The 19,999-nt window shown below is 40.8% G+C and carries 17 protein-coding genes and 4 tRNA genes; 1 reads left to right on the forward strand and 20 read right to left on the reverse strand.

The genetic code is table 11. The features are described 5' to 3' along the window. The 19 genes from ABJV04_RS08610 to ABJV04_RS08700 all read right to left on the reverse strand — a co-directional run. Positions 1-351: GTP-binding protein (locus tag ABJV04_RS08610; RefSeq protein WP_348491120.1), on the reverse strand; the 351-nt coding region annotated here is incomplete at its 3' end. Between the two features lie 60 nt (positions 352-411). Next, positions 412-487: transfer RNA gene (locus tag ABJV04_RS08615), tRNA-Thr, on the reverse strand. An 8-nt stretch (positions 488-495) separates the two neighbouring features. Beyond that, positions 496-570, reverse strand: a tRNA-Gly gene (locus tag ABJV04_RS08620). 92 nt (positions 571-662) lie between these two features. Beyond that, positions 663-747 (reverse strand) — tRNA-Tyr (locus ABJV04_RS08625). Positions 748-755: 8 nt separating this feature from the next. Then, positions 756-831 (reverse strand) — tRNA-Thr (locus ABJV04_RS08630). 189 nt (positions 832-1,020) lie between these two features. Beyond that, on the reverse strand, positions 1,021-1,749 hold the full coding sequence (locus ABJV04_RS08635; RefSeq protein ID WP_348491121.1) for a type III pantothenate kinase: 729 nt from the start codon (positions 1,747-1,749) through the stop codon (positions 1,021-1,023). Then, positions 1,733-2,701, reverse strand: a complete 969-nt coding sequence (birA, locus tag ABJV04_RS08640) for a bifunctional biotin--[acetyl-CoA-carboxylase] ligase/biotin operon repressor BirA (protein WP_348491122.1) — start codon at positions 2,699-2,701, stop codon at positions 1,733-1,735. Before birA ends, ABJV04_RS08635 begins: the two co-directional genes overlap by 17 nt. After that, positions 2,698-3,684, reverse strand: a complete 987-nt coding sequence (gene murB, locus ABJV04_RS08645) for a UDP-N-acetylmuramate dehydrogenase (protein ID WP_348491123.1) — start codon at positions 3,682-3,684, stop codon at positions 2,698-2,700. The genes birA and murB overlap by 4 nt, the downstream gene beginning before the upstream one ends. A gap of 208 nt (positions 3,685-3,892) precedes the next feature. Beyond that, entirely contained in the window at positions 3,893-6,052 is a 2,160-nt protein-coding gene (locus tag ABJV04_RS08650; protein ID WP_348491124.1) for a S9 family peptidase, read from the reverse strand. A gap of 94 nt (positions 6,053-6,146) precedes the next feature. Continuing rightward, on the reverse strand, positions 6,147-6,719 hold the full coding sequence (locus tag ABJV04_RS08655; protein ID WP_348491125.1) for a DUF4136 domain-containing protein: 573 nt from the start codon (positions 6,717-6,719) through the stop codon (positions 6,147-6,149). Between the two features lie 189 nt (positions 6,720-6,908). Then, positions 6,909-8,222 carry a tetratricopeptide repeat protein gene (locus ABJV04_RS08660; protein ID WP_348491126.1) on the reverse strand — a complete coding sequence of 438 codons (1,314 nt, stop codon included), beginning with the start codon at positions 8,220-8,222 and terminating at the stop codon, positions 6,909-6,911. Between the two features lie 13 nt (positions 8,223-8,235). After that, a complete protein-coding gene (locus tag ABJV04_RS08665) occupies positions 8,236-8,844 on the reverse strand; it encodes an energy transducer TonB (protein WP_348491127.1) in 609 nt (202 codons plus the stop codon). Between the two features lie 6 nt (positions 8,845-8,850). Then, complete coding sequence (locus ABJV04_RS08670; RefSeq protein ID WP_008845615.1) at positions 8,851-9,252, reverse strand: biopolymer transporter ExbD; 402 nt, start codon at positions 9,250-9,252, stop codon at positions 8,851-8,853. A 30-nt stretch (positions 9,253-9,282) separates the two neighbouring features. After that, positions 9,283-9,804, reverse strand: a complete 522-nt coding sequence (locus ABJV04_RS08675) for a MotA/TolQ/ExbB proton channel family protein (protein WP_216046392.1) — start codon at positions 9,802-9,804, stop codon at positions 9,283-9,285. Positions 9,805-9,808: 4 nt separating this feature from the next. Next, positions 9,809-11,185 (reverse strand): MotA/TolQ/ExbB proton channel family protein, encoded by a 1,377-nt coding sequence (locus ABJV04_RS08680; protein WP_348491128.1) that lies wholly within the window; start codon positions 11,183-11,185, stop codon positions 9,809-9,811. 13 nt (positions 11,186-11,198) lie between these two features. Beyond that, on the reverse strand, positions 11,199-11,966 hold the full coding sequence (locus ABJV04_RS08685) for a DUF3450 domain-containing protein (RefSeq protein ID WP_348491129.1): 768 nt from the start codon (positions 11,964-11,966) through the stop codon (positions 11,199-11,201). 365 nt (positions 11,967-12,331) lie between these two features. Further along, the gene (locus ABJV04_RS08690) at positions 12,332-12,970 is read right to left on the reverse strand and encodes a nucleoside deaminase (RefSeq protein WP_348491130.1); all 639 of its coding nucleotides are present in this window, start codon (positions 12,968-12,970) and stop codon (positions 12,332-12,334) included. Between the two features lie 29 nt (positions 12,971-12,999). Continuing rightward, complete coding sequence (locus ABJV04_RS08695; protein ID WP_348491131.1) at positions 13,000-15,354, reverse strand: TonB-dependent receptor; 2,355 nt, start codon at positions 15,352-15,354, stop codon at positions 13,000-13,002. 761 nt (positions 15,355-16,115) lie between these two features. Continuing rightward, positions 16,116-16,814 (reverse strand): CpcT/CpeT family chromophore lyase, encoded by a 699-nt coding sequence (locus tag ABJV04_RS08700; RefSeq protein ID WP_348491132.1) that lies wholly within the window; start codon positions 16,812-16,814, stop codon positions 16,116-16,118. A gap of 876 nt (positions 16,815-17,690) precedes the next feature. Between ABJV04_RS08700 and ABJV04_RS08705 the strand changes: the two genes are divergently transcribed. Then, on the forward strand, positions 17,691-18,779 hold the full coding sequence (locus tag ABJV04_RS08705; RefSeq protein ID WP_348491133.1) for a nucleoside hydrolase: 1,089 nt from the start codon (positions 17,691-17,693) through the stop codon (positions 18,777-18,779). 98 nt (positions 18,780-18,877) lie between these two features. Here the strand turns inward: ABJV04_RS08705 and ABJV04_RS08710 are convergent, their stop codons facing one another. After that, positions 18,878-19,888 (reverse strand): LacI family DNA-binding transcriptional regulator, encoded by a 1,011-nt coding sequence (locus tag ABJV04_RS08710; protein WP_348491134.1) that lies wholly within the window; start codon positions 19,886-19,888, stop codon positions 18,878-18,880. Between the last annotated feature and the right edge of the window lie 111 nt (positions 19,889-19,999).

Genomic DNA, 19,999 nt, shown 5'->3' on the forward strand with positions numbered 1-19,999 from the left:
ACGTGTTTGAGGCATAGGACCATCAGTTGCCGCAACAACCAAGATTCCGCCGTCCATTTGCGCAGCACCAGTGATCATGTTCTTAACATAATCCGCGTGTCCTGGGCAATCTACGTGTGCATAGTGACGTGAAGGAGTATCGTATTCAACGTGAGACGTTGAAATTGTGATACCACGTTCACGCTCTTCTGGAGCGTTATCGATTTGATCAAACGCTGATGCAGCACCACCATAGGTCTTTGCTAGAACTGTAGTGATTGCCGCTGTTAGCGTCGTTTTACCATGGTCAACGTGGCCAATTGTACCGACGTTTACGTGGGGTTTCGTACGTTCAAACTTTTCTTTTGCCATCTTAAATTTTTCCTAGCAAAGTAATTAAAAAAAACCTAATCAATAAGTTGGGGGGAGAACTGGTGCTGATAGGCAGATTCGAACTGCCGACCTCACCCTTACCAAGGGTGCGCTCTACCAACTGAGCCATATCAGCACTAAATTTGGAGCGAGCAGTGGGAATCGAACCCACATCATCAGCTTGGAAGGCTGAGGTAATAGCCATTATACGATGCTCGCAAACCTATTCTCTATCCACCTTGTTGAAAGTGGTGGCGTGACACATTGCGTCACACCATACACCTGATTAAACTGCAGGTGCACAGTAAAAATGGTGGAGGGGGCAGGATTCGAACCTGCGAAGGCTGAGCCGGCAGATTTACAGTCTGCTCCCGTTGACCGCTTGGGTACCCCTCCAGGATTGATGGTGCCGACTGCCGGAGTCGAACTGGCGACCTACTGATTACAAGTCAGTTGCTCTACCAACTGAGCTAAGTCGGCACTGCATCAAGTGGGTGCGCATTCTAGAGTAATGATCCTATGGGCGCAAGAGTATATTTCGAAAAAATAAGGAAAAAATGCAGATTTATTTAAATTAATGGTTTAGTTGCCTAAAAAACCTACTGATGAAGAGAATTAGCAAAAATAATTGTGTTTTTTTACAGCAATTTTTAATAAAAATATTTTTAATTATTTTTTAGGAATAAAACGACTTAAGCCTTCTAAAACCAAATCTGGCTTAAATTGCACTTTTTCATCAACAATATTTTTAAGCAAAGTTCCATCTCCACCGCATAAAAATATTCTGTAATCCTCGTTATAAGCACTAATTAATTTGCGGGTGCTGTACAAAAAACCTTCTAACATCGCCAAGCCACCCATATTGACGCACTCAGGTGTGCTTTTTCCGAGGATTAACGATTCAGGAGTTTGCTTGTCACCAAACACCTTTGAAGTTTGACTTGTTACCGCACTGCGCATTAATTGAAAACCCGGTGCTATCCACCCGCCTAAATGCTGATTATCAACTATGACATCACAAGTAGCAGCTGTGCCTAAATCTAATATGGCGACGGGTAACTGAGTATGTATGCGGGAACCGAGAACTGCTAACCAGCGATCAATGCCCAGAGTTTGAAACTGTTGATATGCACAACTAATCCCAAAGGCTGATGTTTCTGTTACCACCTGTTTGAAGGGGATATCGTAGGATAAACATAACTGTTTAATTGTTTGTACAACTTGATCATTTTGAACACTTGCAGCTATCACACACTGCGCCTGACGGATTTGCTGATCTAGGTCGTCAATGGACTCACAGACTTGAGTGCAAACTTTACTTTCAGCACTGGCAACTTGCGCATACTTAATTCGGCTATTGCCAACATCTATCAATAGAATATCATGCTGGTCGGACACTAATTTCCCCCCCATGATACGTTTCAAGTTTGCCATCTTTTTCTAATAGTAAAGCACCATCATCAGCGATACCTTTGACTGTGCCAAATACACTCTCGTTACCGATAAGTAATTTAACTGGTTTATCATAAAAATAATCCAACTCCGCCCAGGTGTGAATAAAGGGCTTCAAACCATGCTCTTCAAAGGTATTTAATGCTTTAGTTAGTTCATCAATTAACGCAGCAGCAAGCTCATTCCGATCAATTGTCATTCCTGTGGCCTGAGCCAAATCCGTCCAGGGTTGGTCGATTTCTAAATTTTTAGTGGGTAAGTCAATATTTAACCCAATACCCAAAATACAATCACAGGCAGCGCCCATTTGACCTTCTACTTCAACTAAAATACCTGCTAGCTTCTTATCTTGCAGATAAACATCGTTTGGCCATTTAAGCATCGCACCTTTTACGGAAAGTTTTTGTAAGGCGTTAACTACGGCAATACCAATTACCAGACTCAAGCCGTTAATTGCTTGATATCCACCAGCAAAGGACCAGAACATCGACATATAAATACTTGAACCATAGGGCGATACCCAAGTGCGTCCTCTACGACCTCTTCCGGCTGTCTGCGCTTCAGCTAAGCACACATAACCATTGCTTGGAGTAACCTTCATATCTCTAATAAATTGATTAGTTGAGTCAATTACATTTTGTACATTTATCTGAGATTGCATGACTTGCGGTAATAACTGGGCGATTTTGCGGTGCTCTAACAAAGTCAAAGGTTTAGCTAAACGATATCCTTTACCGGTCACACTAAATATATCTAAACCTAAGTCACATAAACCTTTAATATGTTTTGAAACAGCTGCTCGACTCAGGCCAAGCTCTTGGCCTAATAGTTCACCAGAATGGAATTGCCCATCAGCCAAGCGTTGCAAAATCAAGGTACGAGAAAAATTAAACGTCACAGCATTACCAACCCTTTTTTACCGATTAAACGCACTTCGTTTTCTAAGTGGATAGAAAATGTATTTTCTACTTTAGTTTGTATTTGACGCGCCATTTCTAACAATTCAGCCCCATTACCTTGACCGTTATTAGTCAGTACTAGAGGCTGATTTGGGTGGCACTGAATGCCCCCTAATTGTTTTCCCTTGAACCCAAGATGATCGATCAACCAAGCTGCAGGCACTTTTACGCTATTGTGATCCACCGGAAAGCAAGGCAAATCAGGCCAATCACATTGCAGGCTTGCGTAATGTTTATTGCTTACTAAAGGATTTTTAAAAAAGCTACCGGCGTTACCAATTTCATTAGGATCAGGCAGTTTGGCTTTACGGATAGCTACCACTTGATTAAAAATTTGTTCCGGACTAGGTTGTTTGAGTTTGGCTAACTCACCATAGTGGTTACATGCTTGCCAACGCTTTGGAATATGCAGCACAACCTGCGTAATGATGACCTTTCCAGCTAACTGACGCTTAAAGATACTGTCACGATAGCCAAACTGACATTCTTCATTAGATAATATATGTTTTTCACCGGTGCTAATTTCAGTGCACACCACTTCCTTGATAAACTGATTTAATTCAACACCGTAAGCGCCAATGTTTTGTATCGGAGCTGCGCCTACAGAGCCCGGTATCAAGGCCAGATTTTCCAGTCCAAAAATATTGTTTTGCATGCAGAAGCACACTAATTGATGCCAGTTTTCGCCGCTGCTAACTGTTAATTGATAATAATCACTAAACTCTTCGACTGTCTTACCTTTAGAATCAATTTTGATTACTGAGCCATCAAAATCTTCCAAGAAGATACAATTACTGCCTTCGCCTAGAATCCACAAAGGTCCTTCAATGTCTTCTAAAGTTGAGAAGTCATTATCAACTGAAATCAATTGTTTGCTGTGCGCAGTTAGCCCAAAAGTGTGCAGAGATGTAAGTGAATGCAAGGTTGCTTCCAAGATATTTTTGCTCAGTTTAACGAAAAGAGACTAGTTGTAACAAGTATTGCGTTAACTTTGGTCTGATAATTGCTGAATTTGGTCTGATGATGACTGAAAATATCAACCAAATAAACCTGAGTCCGGGTTAAATTAATCTGCAAATAAAAAAGCCCGACTTTCATCGGGCTTGAGTAGTTATCAATTAATCTCGCATCTATTGGTCGATACCATGACTCTTCAAAATAAACGCATACTCTTCTGCGTAATCACGTAGTCGGCCATATCTACCGCTATTAGCGAAATGCCCTGCCCCCATATTAATGCGCATAATAAGCAGGTTGTCATCGGTTTTCATCTCACGCATCTTAGCTGTCCATTTAGCCGGTTCCCAATAAGTAACACGCGGGTCATTGATACCGCCACTCACTAACATAGGCGGATAATCTTTAGCTACAATGTTGTCATAAGGAGAATAACTGGCGATAAGATCATAGGCTGCAGAATCTTCTATGGGATTGCCCCACTCCGACCATTCAGGAGGGGTAAGCGGCAGTGACGCATCAAGCATGGTATTAAGCACGTCCACAAAAGGTACTCCTAAAGTGACAGAGCGCCATAATTCTGGTGCCTGATTGGTTACCGCCCCCATTAACTCACCACCAGCACTACGACCAGAAATAGAGATATTGCCTTCAGACACATACTTTTCTTTAACTAAATAGCGTGCTGCATCAACAAAATCATTAAAGGCATTATTACGTTTTTCAAGTTTACCGTCCAAATACCACTTATACCCTAGGATATCGCTTCCGCGCACATGCGCTATGGCAAAAGCAAAACCTCTATCTAATAAACTCAATCTTAGTGTGGAAAAGCCTGGAGGAATTGTGATCCCGTAGGCTCCGTAACCATACAAATGCAATGGTTGCTCACCGTTCTTTTTAAAACCTTTTTTGTACACAATGGAAACCGGAACCTCGATACCATCTCTTGAGGGCGCCATAATACGTTCAGTCACATATTGAGATTTATCATAACCAGATGGAACTTCATTTACTTTTCTAGTCTGTAACGATTTAGCTCCAACGTCGTAATCGAAAACAGTATGGGGGGTTACCATGGATTCATAATCAACACGCACAAAGCTTTGCTCAAACTCTGAACTATTACCTAAAGAAGCCGAGTAAACCTGCTCTGGAAATTCAACATCATGTGAGTTTCCTTGGTAATCTCGAATGCGAATTTTATCAATTCCTTTTTCTCTAGCTTGTAATACTATGAAGTCTTTGAAGGTTTGTATTCCTAACAAGTACAGGTCGTCAGAACCTTCAATTAAAGTTTGCCAGTTATCAAAGCTTGGTTGCTCATCATCCACACTGGCTAAGCGGAAATTCTTATGGGTGTCATTAGCTAAAATATAGAACTTGCCATTGGCATGGTCGACAATGCTGGAAAAACCTTGCTCTCTAGCAATTAATTTAGTTGGCGTAGCAAACAAATCGTTACTTGCTAACACGTGATATTCCGTCACTTCCCGTTGACCAGAAGAAATAATCAAATATTGTTTATCGCTGCTGTAATTGAATCCTAAGAAAAATCCATCATCTGCTTCACTAATCAATATTTTGTCTTCAGCAATATCACTACCAATTTTATGAACATTTACACTTGCTGTACGCCACTTATCTTTTTCCAATTTTCCGTAGATAATTGACTGGCTATCAGCACTAAATGCAACCGAACCATTGAGTTCAGGAATTTCATCTTCTAAATACTTGCCTGTTTGCAGGTCTACAATACGAGCAATATAACGTTCTGCTCCATCGGTGTTGAATGAGTAAACTAAGAAACGGTTGTCTGGGCTAATGTCCCAGTCACCTAAACTGAAATAGTCAAAATCTTTGGCTAACTTAGTTTCATCAAGAAAAACCACTTCTTCACCGGTGGCAATATTTTTGCGGCTGCGAGTGCGATACTCTTCTCCTTCCCGATAATACCAACGATATTCATAGCCATTATCGATCCAAGGAACAGATTCGTCCTTTTCGTTAGTACGACCTTTAAACTCCTCAAAAATAGTGTCAATTAATGGCTTGTTTGGTGCTAAAAATTCGTCGAAATAACTATTTTCTTTAGTCAAATAATCGAGAATAGGTTTGTCATCTACTTCAGGATAACCAGAGTCTTTGAGCCAATTGTAAGGGTCGCTTAACTCTTTTCCATGATACTTCGCAGTATATTCTTGTTTTGCCGCTACTGGAGCTGCAGTGGTGAGTTGTTTTAATCTTGGATAAGTTTGCATTTCAGGTTCTTTGTTGTTTGAGCAGGCCGATAGAAAGATACCGGAGACCAGTAAAGTGACAGCTATACGCATTGGAGAAATGTCCCTATTTTGTTGTTTAAGTTTAATAATACGGAGAGTTATAAAATTTACCAGATAAAATAAGTAACTGAATATTTAAAACGATTTAGGAACCACTACGAGATAGCGGAAAGCGCTCTAGGAGCTGCTCTATCGCGACACTCTGAGCTTTCGCTAAACTTCCACTGTTGTCTGTCTTAAAGTCATGATTATTGGTTGCTGACCATACTAACCTATCATTAACTAGGACTTTCATACTGACCACAGCAACCGGTATTTGATCTGAGCCTATAGGCAGACTCACTCCGCCGCCAATACTTACGCCACCAGACCGACCAAACGAACCAGTCCCAAGTCCAATAGAAAAACTACTATCGTTATCTCGATAGTCAATGTAATGATCGAGTTCAACCACTGCGTCGGTATAGCCGACGTCACCTATCAATTTGTTATTGGCTTCAAGAAATTGTGAGACTTGTGAAATTAGACGGTTCGCGCTCAAGCTGTCTTCTGTATTTTTGGAAATCACAGAGTAACTCTTAAAATTCCCAAAATTGGTATTTTGGTCTGTGTCCATGACTATATTATTAGAGCTACAGGCACTAATAAACATAAGGGCAAGACCCAAACTTAGAATAAGAGTTAGACGCGACGAAAGGTGACTGAAATGGGATGACATGGAAATTCCTTTGTGAAGTCAACTGATAGAGCATAGTACAATTGAGGGGTTCATGTTTGATAGCAGATAAAACGCCCAATTGTTTCGACACTACGATTGCTAAAAAGTTTAGTTGAATTTCTTTAAGGAATACAATCCGTATGCCAATAAATGACGATACGGATTAATATATTATGCTTTTACAGAATCTTAAGAGGCGCTTAGTTCAGCCTGTAATTGCTCAGTAGAGGATTTTTCCGATTGCACGAACTTACTCCACTGTTGGGCCATACCGCGACTTGTAGGGTGTTTCTCCGCTTCAGCGAGTTGATTCAACGCATCCACATAACGCTTTTGATTAAAATAAGACATACCCAACACTAAGTGTGTTGTACCTTGATTTCTCAGGCCACCTTTTTCTAATGCAGTTTGAGCACTTTCAATAGCTTCTTCAAACCTGTCCATATTCAACAGAATTTGCGCAAGTTGTGCGTCTAGTTCGCCATCTTCCGATAAAGCTGCAGCTGAACGCATCACAGGTACGGCTTTTTCATGCTCTTTCGCTAAAGTCCAGGTTTGCGCTAAAAACTTTAAATTGCGAAGGTTTTTCTCTAGAACACCATTTTCCATGGCTTGTTCCATTAACCTTGCGCCCTTGTAAGGAACTTGATGATAGTAATAAAGTTGCGCCAAATTGAAAACGTCAGCGGCTTTGGTGATGTAATCACTTTGATAGGCAGCTTCAAGAATTGCTAACTGTTTCTTTTCAAAGCCTAGTTCACCGTACATGCCAGCAAGTTGCACCCAATACTCAGGACGGTCAAATAATTTAACCATCTTCTCTAGCACTTTAGTGACTTTTTCTGGCTGTTTTAATTCATAGTAGATAGCCCGTTGCAGCACGTACCAGTTCTCGTCTACCTTGTAGCCTTCTTCACTATTTTCTTGCTGTAAAATAGCTTCATTAATATATTCAGAGGCCGCGTTATAGTCCTTTTTCTGATACATGGCTTGGGCTTTAAGCACTAAATTTTTAACCGGCAACTTACCTGGCTGTAATGCTTCCCAGCGCTCTAGATATTCAATGGTTTTATCATAATTGCCGCGCATCATTTGTAACTGAGCCAAACTAAATAACGTGCTTTGTTCAAATGATTCAGGAATCGGTTGTTGCTCTACAACGGCCTCAAATGAAGCGATTGCTTTATCATAATCTTCAACATTGTAGTAAATAAAACCATAGAAGTTATGCAACATAGCCAGCTCATAGCTGTTCATAGAGCTTTCTTTCGACTTTACCACATCCAATATTTCTAGGGCTTCTGCGGTATTACCTTCATCCGCCACTTTTTGCGCTCTGGCCAATTGATCGTATACACGGGTACGAAGGGCTGGGGTTCTGCGCGTTTTTCTTTCACCGGCACTGTTATCTTGAGCCACCGCAGCAGGTGCAGTTACTACAGAAGATACCAGTGTGAATGAGCTTGCCAATAAGATGGCTAAAATGCATTGGGTTATTTTCATGCGTGCCTCTTAGTTAACCATCGATCTGGAAAGTTATGCGATTTTGCACACCAGACACTTCTGCTGGTTCACCATTTACAACTCTAGGTTTATATTTGAATTTCTGAGCGGCATCCATCGCTGCTTGGTTGAAGATATCCGGTGGCGTCGCTTCAACCACACGAATGTCTTTTACTGCGCCTAACTTAGACACGGTAAATTCAACAATAACAAAGCCTTCAATACCACGGGACAAAGCTCTGCGCGGATACACAGGCGCAACTTTTACGATAGGAAGATATTCTCCGTCACCAGATTCCAGTGCTAAACCACCACCTAAGGCAACATCACCACCTACATCAGCTTCAAAGGCAATACCACTGCCATCAGCATCGGGCGTTGGCGAGTCCATTTGTGGTTGCTCCATCTGCGGCGGTGGCTCTTTAGGTGGAGGCGGCTTACGTGGCTTACGGTCTTTTTGTTCCACCGTTTCTTCTTTTTTCAAGCGCACGAAATCAAGCACCGCACCGGGCTTAGGATCTTCTAACGTCTGGTCACCACTGGCGATAAGGGCTTGCATTAGAAAAAACAAACTCACCGTGATGAAAAACGCCACTACAACTGCTAGAAGGAGTCTTGCCATTATATTTTACTCTTGTGCTGCGATAGAAACGTCGTAGACACCCGCTGCCCGCGATGCATCCATGACTTTAATAAGCGTTTCAGTAGTCGCTTTGCGGTCAGCTTGAATTACCACGGTACCCTGTGGGTTTTCAGCTTTTAAGCGTTCAATATTTGCTTGCACTGCGCGTACGTCTACTCGGCGTTTATTAATCCAAATTTCACCTTTGTCGCTTATCGCCACTAAGATGTTGGCACGATCTTTCTTCACTGCGGTTGCTGCTTCAGGTCGGTTTACGTCGATACCTGACTCTTTAACAAACGAAGCGGTTACGATAAAGAAGATCAACATGATAAATACCACGTCCAACATGGGTGTCATGTCGATTGTTGCTTCTTCTTCTTCCACTAAATTCTGAATTTTTCTCATAAATACTCTTTCTTCACGCTGACCTTAGGCCTAGCGTTGAATCTCCAATGCGTCTTCTAGATGTAAACGTTCAGTTTTTGCCGTTCGTGTTAACCATGTGGAGGCAAATACGCCAGATAACGCACCAACCATACCTGCCATTGTTGGTATGGTGGCTTGCGAAACCCCCGCGGCCATGGAGCGGGCATTACCACCACCAGACATAGCCATTACATCAAACACCACTATCATTCCGGTTACTGTTCCCATCAATCCCAATAGCGGACATAGGGCCACTAGCGCCTGGATAATTGGCAAACTAAAGCGTAATTTAAGACTGACTCTGGAAATCATTGCCTGTCTAATTTGATGGGCATTCCATGAGTTGCGATCACTACGAGCTTGCCACGTGGAAATGGTCTGCTTTTTAAATTGCTTATGACCATATGTCACATAGAAAATCCGTTCGAGTATCAAAATCCACATCACGAAAATCAGTGCACCGATTATCAGAAGGATAATCCCGCCCGTTTCAGTGAAGTCTCTTATTGATTCAAAGATTTCTACAAACATCGTCTTATGCCTTAGTGCCAGACTGAATTTCAGCTCTTTCGGCAATCACACCTGCTGCTTGTTCTTGCAAAATCGCGACAATATTTTTGCTCTGAGTGCTAAGCAGTGCATAAAGCAGCGTAGTAGGTATTGCCACAACCAATCCAAGTACTGTGGTGATCAGTGCAGATGAAATACCGCCAGCCATAATTTTCGGGTCACCGGTACCAAACAGGGTAATTTGTTGGAAGGTCACAATCATTCCGGTAACCGTACCAAGTAGCCCACCAAGAGGTGCCACCACTGAAATCATCTTCACTAAGGTTAAGAAACGACCTAACTTAGGCACTTCCGCTAAGATTGCTTCTGTTAAATGCAGCTCTAGGGCTTCGGTGTCGGCATGTGGGTGCTCATCTTTTACTTTAAGCACGCGACCAAGAGGGTTGCCTTCAGAGATTTTGCTAGATTTAAGCTGTGAGTTTACTTTTGCACCCACTAATGTCAGTACCACGAAGCGCCAGAAAGCAACTAAGATACCCACTGCACCAACAGCAATAATGATGTAACCCACTAGGTCACCTTGATGAATACGCTCTTCAAGACTTGGAGCTTGTACAAGCAATCCTAGAATGGTGCCACCGGTTGGATCTAGGCCGAAAGAAACTAATTCACCATCAGAGCTTTGTAGGGCTGTTGCGCTGCTAGTATAACGGTCTGCAGGTTGACGAATTAATTCAGCAACCGTATCGGTTTCGCCTTCATACTTAAGGTATTTACCATCGGAAACCAATGCAAAGGGTCCAACTCGAACCACTTCTTTGTTAATTTTTGCGCCACCAGCTTCGACAACATCAGTTGTAAACTTAGTGACTTTACCTGACTCAGTCATTTCACGTTGGATTTCAAACCAAACACGTTCTATTTCTTCAATTGATGCAAGTTTAGAGCTGGTTCCCATTGACTGGGCCATCTCATCTAAAAACTCAGAACGACCAGATATTTGGGCGGAAACCGTTGAGTTATAGAATTTATTTTTGGTGTCGCCAGCAACCTGCTGCAAAACACCAAATAGCTCTTTTAAAGAACCAAGGCGTTTATCCAAGGCATCATTTAAATCGGCTAATTTGAATTCATTCTCTTCAAACTGTGTTTCTAGCTTCTCGGAGTTATTCAGTTCGCCATTACGCTGTGAAGTAACATCCCTAAGCATTTGATCTTGCTCTGCGCGTTTTTGAACGAACTCTTTTTCACGCTGAGTATTTTGTTGATTCTGTTGGTATTGGCCTTGCTCTAATTGTTTAAGCAATGCATCTAAATCTAGTGGTTTACTTTCCTGAGCAAAGGTAGCTCCGGCAAAAGTAGCGACCAAAAGAACAGCAGTATTTCTAAATAATTTTCTCATGGTGTCTACTCTCTTAATCCGTAATCGCAACTGGCAGCATCAACAAATCAGGTGCCATTTGTTTCTTGGCCATTCTCAGACCTTTAGTGATTTGGGTGCGGTAGTCAGAAGAAAGGGATTCCCACTGACGAGTTTGTTTATTCCAAATTCCTTGCATACTTGCATCACGAGTTTGGTAAATAAGTGCGGTTCTACCTATGCGTAGAAAATCAACGTTTCGCTCTTGACCTTCAATTGTGTGTAAGCCTGGGTAAGCTTCCAAAGTGCGTCCGTAATCCATTTCAACTTGATAGGCTTCCATTACCCGTCTGAACTTCTCAGAAGGAGCAACGTCTGCACGGTCCATCATGTTACGTAAATCAATAATACGATTCGCTCGCTCTTCGCCTAAGAAAGGCACATCTAATTCCACAAACTGGGCTAAACCATCAATCATGCGAATCATCAAAGGGGTAATTTGACGCTCAATCACACTCACTTCGTCAATGGCATTATTTAAATCCAACATTTCCTGTTGTTGATTGGCGATTTGCTTTCTTAGTTGCTCGTTGTAAACCATCAATCCGTCAATTTCTTTATTGATAGTTTTAAACTGCTGCAACTTGCTGCCAATTTGATCAGTGATATTGTTGATCTTTGATTGGGAATCAGCGGCAGATTCGTTAATTTCAGCTGCGGCATCTACCACAGGTTGTAATTCTTTGTCTTGCTGCGCAAAAGCAGCTTGACCAGTCAACAGACTAACGAACAGTGCTGCAGACAACGTTTTTATAAGTTTCATACAATCAAACCCTAGAGTGGAATCGGGTTGGTTTACAACCAACAATAAAATCTGAGGGCAAGGATAGGGGCATTGTGTGACAGTATTATTACAAAGTAAGACAGAATTTTGAGATCAAGGACGGAAACAAAAGATCCGTAAACGCATACACCTAAGTATATGTATTAATTGAACTAATAATTCAATTCGAATTTTAAACCTTTGCTTAGGGTTTACTCGCGATAATAAAAAAATGAAGAGTTAATGGCTGGGATTTGACATTTTTATGACAACAAAACTAAGGTTCTTTGCCACACGTGGTTGTCTATTAGACAAACAATATCGCTACTTTCACCTTGCTAGCCTGTTTTAGAGGCCGTGAAAGACTACTTCCAAAAATTGATATGTAGGGCCGCAATTTCCTCTGCTACTGCATCAATGGGTCCCCAAACTTTAATGGCCTTTTGACCACGATCAAATACATAGCGACTCGGTACATCTAACGTCGGGTTTTCACTATGATTGCCAGTAAGATCTAATAGCTGCCTCTCTGATATACCATAAACTAAGCGTCCGATATTAGCCCAATACTGAGTGCCAGCACACATAACACAAGGTTCTGCCGTTGAATATAACGTCATACCCCATAATTCTTCAGCGCTATATTGTTTTGCAGCACGCTGCGCCAACGTAGACTCGGCATGCTCCACTGAACTCAGATTTCCTTGCTGCATGAGGACAGTTTCATTATCTGCAGCAACTAATATGGCGCCAAAAGGGTGATGACCGGAATCCATTGCTTTTTGTGCAACTATATTTGCCTGTCTTAAATGACGCAGCATTTGTTCGGGACGCGGATCCACTCCCAATGGTGATGGCCGACTATCGGCCATTTGCTCAGTACCTTCATTCGCCAAAACTAGGGGTGAGAGGCCAACACTGATTGCCGAGTACGCTGTACTTTGCAAAAAGCGCCGACGCAAAGAGTCCAATGGTTGCAACTTAAGTCTTTGCGTTTTCTTCATATACGAAGTCCCCCACTTACCCACTGCGATTAAAAGTTATATCTTGCTTTAGCCATAATCTGGCGAGGTGGGATATATTGAAAACCGGTTTCATTAACACCAAAGACATCGGTCATGGCTGAGTTAATGCCATCGGCATCAAATAAATTGTAAACCATTAAATCCACACCCCAGACTTCGCTAGGATCGTCATAAGACAAGGTCAAATTCACTAAGTCGTAATTATCGACGGTGTCTACTTCAGGATTATTAAACACCCGTTGTTGGAATTCCCCTCGATATGTATATTGCACGCTGGCAAGCACATAGCCGCCGTTGGCAAGTTCATCTTCATAGGACAAGGTTATATCTGCGGTAAAACCAGGAGTTTTGGCTAATTCGTTGCCATTTAAATTCTGTAGGAAGCCTGCAACGTCTCTTGTAGCACCATGTATTTCTTCTTTAGCTGGGGTAACACCGTCGGCTAAAAATACATCTTCGATGAGCAAACGGTTATCAAGGGCTAAATAATCAGCCGTTACCTCAGACTCCATTGCCGCAAGTTTCATATCAAGGCTAAAGTAGTCGCCCATAAGCGCAGTTAACTCAAACTCCACGCCATAAATGGAAGACTCAGGGATGTTTGAAACCCCACTACCAAATTCATTATAGTCTGAAGCTTGGAACTGCAGATTAGTATAGTCGTAGTAAAAAGCCGCCAGGTTAGTACGCACTCGGCTATTCATTAAATCGGCTTTTAGGCCAAGCTCATAGGCATCGATAGTTTCGTCTTCAAATGACTCTCTTACAAGGGCATCTTCCCCCTCAGAGAATGTTAAGTTGCTGCCCCCAGGTTTTAAACCGCGAGTGTAAGAAAGGTAGGTCATACTACTTTCACTGGTATCTAGCTCAACCGCGATTCGTCCAGTGACGTCTTCGGTTTTTGGGTTAATAAACGCAGGGGTAGTACTGAAGAAGTTAGCCACAGTACTCTCTACTTCATCTTTGGTATATCGAAGACCCGTGATTAGCCGTACTGTGTCAGATATTGGATAAGTGCTTTGCCCATAAATTGAAAAAGACTCCCGTTTAGGGTTGGAATCTGAAATAAAGCCAATGTCACCGCCAAATGCCTCAGGGAATGAAGGAATGTAACCGTCTAACATTCCGTCACGCCCTTTATCTAATTCTTCTCGAATAGTAATTTCAATGTCGGTATCAAGATAAAACACCCCAACTATCCAATCTAACTTATCAAATAAAGGTTCGTTAGAAATCACGTTTAATTCTTGGGTATAGGTTGTTTGAACGTTATTTTCAGGGTTAAAAATACTAATTTGAATTTCAGGGTTGGTTAAAAATGAGTGGCGGTCATTGTCACGTACAACCGTAATATCATCTTTTTGATAACTACTTAGGGATTTGATCGTTGCAAAACCTGCATCCCACTCTGCAATTAAGCCTACCATGGTAGAGTCAAGCTCATAAGATGAGTCGGTGTCTTGAGATAAATAGCGGGCGCCTGGTGTGGGATCATCGATTCCTTTTATACCTGCACCATTTGATTCACCACTAAACACCTGAGCTAAAAGCCGAATGCTGAATGTCTCGCTTGGGGTGTATAACCAATCTGTTCGAAATGACAAATTATCAATATTATCCATGTCTTTACCGACAAAAGTTTCACCGGGATTAATAACGCTTGGGCCGTTATAGACATTTTGTGTATAACCGTCTTGGGTAACACGGCTAAAGGATGTTCGCATAGCCAAATCTTCACTAATAGGCACATTCACTGTACCGCGGAATTTAAGTAAATTATCGGTGCCAACAGTGAGATCAGCTTTACCATAAAATTCAGAGGTATCTGGGGCACTATTAATTACATTGATGGCACCACCAGTGGAGTTTTGGCCAAACAAGGTTCCTTGTGGTCCTCGTAAAACTTCAATACGTTCAATATCAATAAAATCAGTTTGTAATGCGTAGGGCGAGGCAATATAAATACCATCCATATGATAGGAAACTGAGGGGTTTGCGGTGGCATTCTGGTTGGCTTCATTACCCACCCCACGAATTGAAATGATCGTTTTAAAACCTTCATTTTTTGCCACTGTGACGCCAGGGGAAACAGCACTCAAATCAACAAACGATGTTATGTTTTTACGATCCAAGCTATTTCCTGAAAATGCAGTAACCGCTTGCGATAAGTCTTGCAAGCTTTCACTTCGCTTTTCGGCTGTCACCACCATTTGCTCAATTTCTCGCTCGCCAGTGGCGGTCCTTATGATGCCTTCTGCTTGCGCTTCTGACTCTTGTGCATGAACCGAAATCCCCGCCATATTGGTTAACACAAGTGCGATAGCAATCGCCAATGGAGCTGACTTAAAAGCGCGTGTTTTCATTCTTTTCTTTCCTGATGTGAATTAAAATTTAAGTTATTTTTAATTGCTGCATAGTCCTGGTGCATGCAGTGTGTTTTTGAAAGTGGATGAATAAATTTTTGTAGAAATCTAGAGTGTTTAGGACTCAGGTAGCAGGAAAAATGCCAATTTCTTGACCAACTGGACAGGTTATTTCAATTTAAATCCAAGGTTATGATAATTAACGTTTTTATTCATTTAGATTAAAAAGCAAGCAATGCTGGCGGCCACTACCTTTTTCGCAGGTGTATGTTTTTTGTGCTTATTTTGTGCATCTTTTGACTCGATTACGTGCAACACCCTGTTCTTTCGATATTTTTCATTTCAAAGAAAGCTTTATCTAGACACCCATGTTAAAAAGCGGCAACTGAATTAACTAGACACCCACCACTAAAGCTCACATCAATTTCAACTACCTCACTACTTCTAAGGAAGCTAAATAGAGTTTTAACTAGACACCCATGCTAAAAAGCGACAATTTTTATCTAGACACCCATCACAAATGCTCAAACCTATTTCGACTATCTCTCTACATCAAAGGCAGCTAAATAGAGTTAGATTTTGGGATTGTTTTGACTTAACTAGGCAATGATTAAGTTTTATTGCAAAAGGCTGGCAACAAGAACCGACAATCGGTTGGATGATTTGAATAAAGAGAGATACTGAAGTAGTTAGGTTTTATATAAAAAAGCAGCCATGCGTTTATGGCTGCTTTGAAGTTAAATGGTGTTCACTCATTATGATTAGTTAAGATCATAGGTTTCTGTATAGATGTGTTTAGTAGGACCTTGGTCGCCGCGCTTAAACTTAGCGCCTCGCTTGGCCACGCCATTTTCATCGTAAAAGGAGTGCCAATCGTTACGCACTAGGGTTCCGTCATCCATTTTTGAAATTTCCACATGTTGAAGTAAGTATGACTTACCGATAGTGAAACATTCTCCATGAGTATTAACCCCAGAAAAACGTTCAAATTCTGGAATCCAATGATAGGTTGCGTTACAACCAGCAACGGTTGAAAGTTCGTCCATTTTTATATTTGCAAAGGCTTTAGGTTCGTTGCCTTTTCCCCAAAAAGTTAATCCTTTCTTTATATCTTTGAAAGAATACAGATCCACTTTTAAATTACCGAAGTCATTTCTATACAGTCGCCAGATTTGATTGCGATCAGGTCTTACATCAGGCTGACTGGTTTCATAATAGATCCAATAACCATCAGTGCGGTTATGCCAAATACGTTGAAAACGCAACTCGCTCAGTCCCCAGCGAGGCTCTACTTTAGCGGCAAGATCTTTATCTCGTTGTTCAACATTTGTTGTAAAACCTAAATGCCATTCGACAAATTTTTTCAGCATTGCGTCGTCTTCAAGATTTTGCGCTTGGACAGACAAAGACATCCCTGCCGAAATCACTAAGGTTATCAGCAAGCTTTTTATGATTTTCATGAATATGTACCTTTTTAATTTTTATATTTGTTCTGAACCATGCCAAAACTGTAGCCTTAGCAATAGTTTAATTAATTAGAGTTTCACAATTATCGTTTTCAGATAATTGAATTCATAGTACACAACCTAAATACTAAAGCAATATCATTATATCATTATGATTGATGAAAATTACTTCTGTTAGTTAATATTTAAAGAGCCAGACATGCCGAGATTAGGTAGCAAAAGTAGCATCGAAAAACATATATTAAATTGCCAATGAGACAATTAAAAATCAGAACCACAGAGAAATAACACACGCAACACGCTAACAAAATTATGCACAGAAATACCCCCAAACCAGCTATAGGCATAATGCATTTTTTGCTACATCTAAAATCTTTATTCCCTTTAAAAATACGGTCTATCTGGTTTTTTAAACTTTCTTAAATATGCATTTCGCAGTCATAATGAGACGGCACGAGCAGCTCTGTACAAACGTCAATATTTTTAAAATATAAAGGAACTAAGAGTTTATTAAAAATCTTTTATTCGGCAAAAATAGAGGGAATGTTAAGAGATCGCAGATAACAGGTTTAAAGTATTTTTTAAAAATAAAAAAGCCCATTTTATTTGCTTCAGCCAACATTGTTACAAATTGTTTATATCAGAAAAATTTAGTGAAAATTTGCCTGCATGGAACAATTTGGTGCAGTAACCTGACCCAATGGTCAAGTACTGTGCTAAGCAAACAGGAGAGAGGTAAAACTGTTCAAAATGAACACAAAAAGTAGGTCTAAATCGCATTTTTATTGGCACAATCTATGCTCATTAACTTCGCGCAATCAACCTACAGAGGAAAATATGTTGCCCTATAAAAAGAACAAAAGCACGTTAATGTATCATTTACTTGTTGTACTGATTTTGTTTATCGTTACCCCCCTTTCACAAGCAGCTAGTAAACGTAAAGTAATAATAGATGAGGATGGGTTTGCCATAGCCCAATGGATGTTAATTCAAGATCCGTCAATCGAGGTTGTTGGTGTTACTATCGTTTCAGGAAACATGTGGCGAGATGCAAATGTAGCTAAAGCCCTACGATGGTTAGAATTAGCAAATCGCTCAGATATTCCTGTTATTCCCGGCGCGATTTACCCTTTACTAAATAACGAAAAGTCCACAGCGTTATGGGAACAATTATATGGAAATCTTACTTGGAAAGGTGCGTGGCACAAAGAATGGGTTGAAGATACGGAGCAGAGCTTGCCAAGTTATCACCCATGGCATGAGGTACCTGATCTTGCTGAAGGGAACCCTAGTACTAAGCCGTCAAACGAAATAGCTGCGAACTTTTTAATTAGAAAAGTAAGGGAGTTTCCTGGAGAAATTACTATCCTTGCAACAGGCCCTATGACGAATATTGCCCTTGCTCAAAGTTTAGATCCAGAATTTGCTAGCTTAGCCAAGGAGTTAATTTATATGGGGGGAAGTTTAAATCCTCGTCAAACTTTAGATAATAAAGCTGCTAGCGACTTTGCTCGCGAGTTTGGCAATACCCCTCGTAGGGAATTTAATTTCCGTTGGGATCCAGAGGCTGCGTCCATTGCTCTGCGTGCCCCATGGAAGAAAATCGTTATGGTGCCAGTTGATCCATCCACATCAACTCAGCTTCGCCGAGACTTACTAGATGCCATGTCAAAAAACGAGAATACAATGACTAGGCATATTCGAACGATTGAACCTAACTTTCCTTTATGGGATGAAATCGCGTCAGCAATTTTCATTGACCCGTCAATAATCGATAAGTCCGAAGACTTGTACGTTGACGTAATGACTGATAAAGGAGCGACTTACGGAGATACTTTATCTTGGGCTGAAGGATATCAGCCGGATGTAGGGGAGCAAAAAGAAACAGTGGTATTCACCGTTGATGTTCAAAAACTAGAAAAGTTAATGATTAAATTAATGAATATTCCATTACCATAATTTACGCCTAAGTTGAGTGTATTTGTGCCGAGGGAAGGCTTAAATGAGTTTTCCCTCGTTATCTCAACTTTAGCATTTAAACTTCATTGGAAAGCGCGTTATTCCGTTACTTTTACTACAGAATGACGAGCCACTAAAGAAACATCTATTACACGTTTTTTTCTCGGCGTATTCGGCTTTTCTATTCGAGCTAGCAACATATCAATCGAATCTGCAGCCAGCTCTTTTATTGGTATATTAATAGTCGTAAGTGCAGGTTTGACTATATCAGCCCACGCAATATTATCGAAACCAATAATGGAAACGTTTTTATGCACATCTTTGTCTAGCTTTTCTAGTTCGGTATAAATGTTAATGGCGATCATATCATCACCTGCTATTATGGCTGTCACATCTTTTTTGAGGATATGCTGAATAGCTTCAGGTGATAAATCGTGAAATCCAGTTTCACAAACCCACTGCAGCTTTAACCCCGCTTTTTCAATAACCTGTTTCGCTCCATCTATACGCAAAATCATGTTATCCGCAATCAACGGTCCCGAAATAATTCCAATACGTTTGTGTCCTAAAGAGAGTAAATGCTCAGCTTGGAGTTTTCCGCCTTGGAAGTGATTAGGAATAGATACATCATAGTTGGATAGATCTCGATCTAGCACAATGATTGGAATATTTTTGGCTAAAGTAGGAACGGTATCTTCTTGACTACCTGGGAACCAAATGATGCCATCAACTCCCATTTGTAGCATACGTTGAAAACAGTCTTTTTCCGTTTTATTGTCAGCATAACTATTCACAAAAATAACCGAATAATTAAACTTACTAGCAGCGATTTCTACCTCTCTGGCAATAGCCGGAAACAATGGATAACGAAAGTCAGGTAAAATCAAACCGATAGTCATACTTTTACCAGTTCGCATTGAGCGAGCGGCTTTATTTGGCTGATAACCTAATTTTTTGATTACTTTTTGGACTTTCTTTTTAACATCAGCACTCATTGAGCCAGTATTATTCACTGCGTGAGATACAGTAGCAATTGATACCCCAGCCTCTTTTGCCACATCTTTTAAAGTTGGAGCTTTTATTTTTTTGAGTGGTTCGCTGTTAGCCATATATTTAAATTCTTTTAAGAAAGCTAGATTGTAAAAAAAACATAGTATTGCACACAAATTAAGGTAAAAAATAAAGGGCGTAAACGCCCTTTAAATATTTAACTTGCTTGC

The sequence above is a fragment of the Aliiglaciecola sp. genome, assembly GCF_039982535.1.
Lineage (GTDB): Bacteria > Pseudomonadota > Gammaproteobacteria > Enterobacterales > Alteromonadaceae > Aliiglaciecola.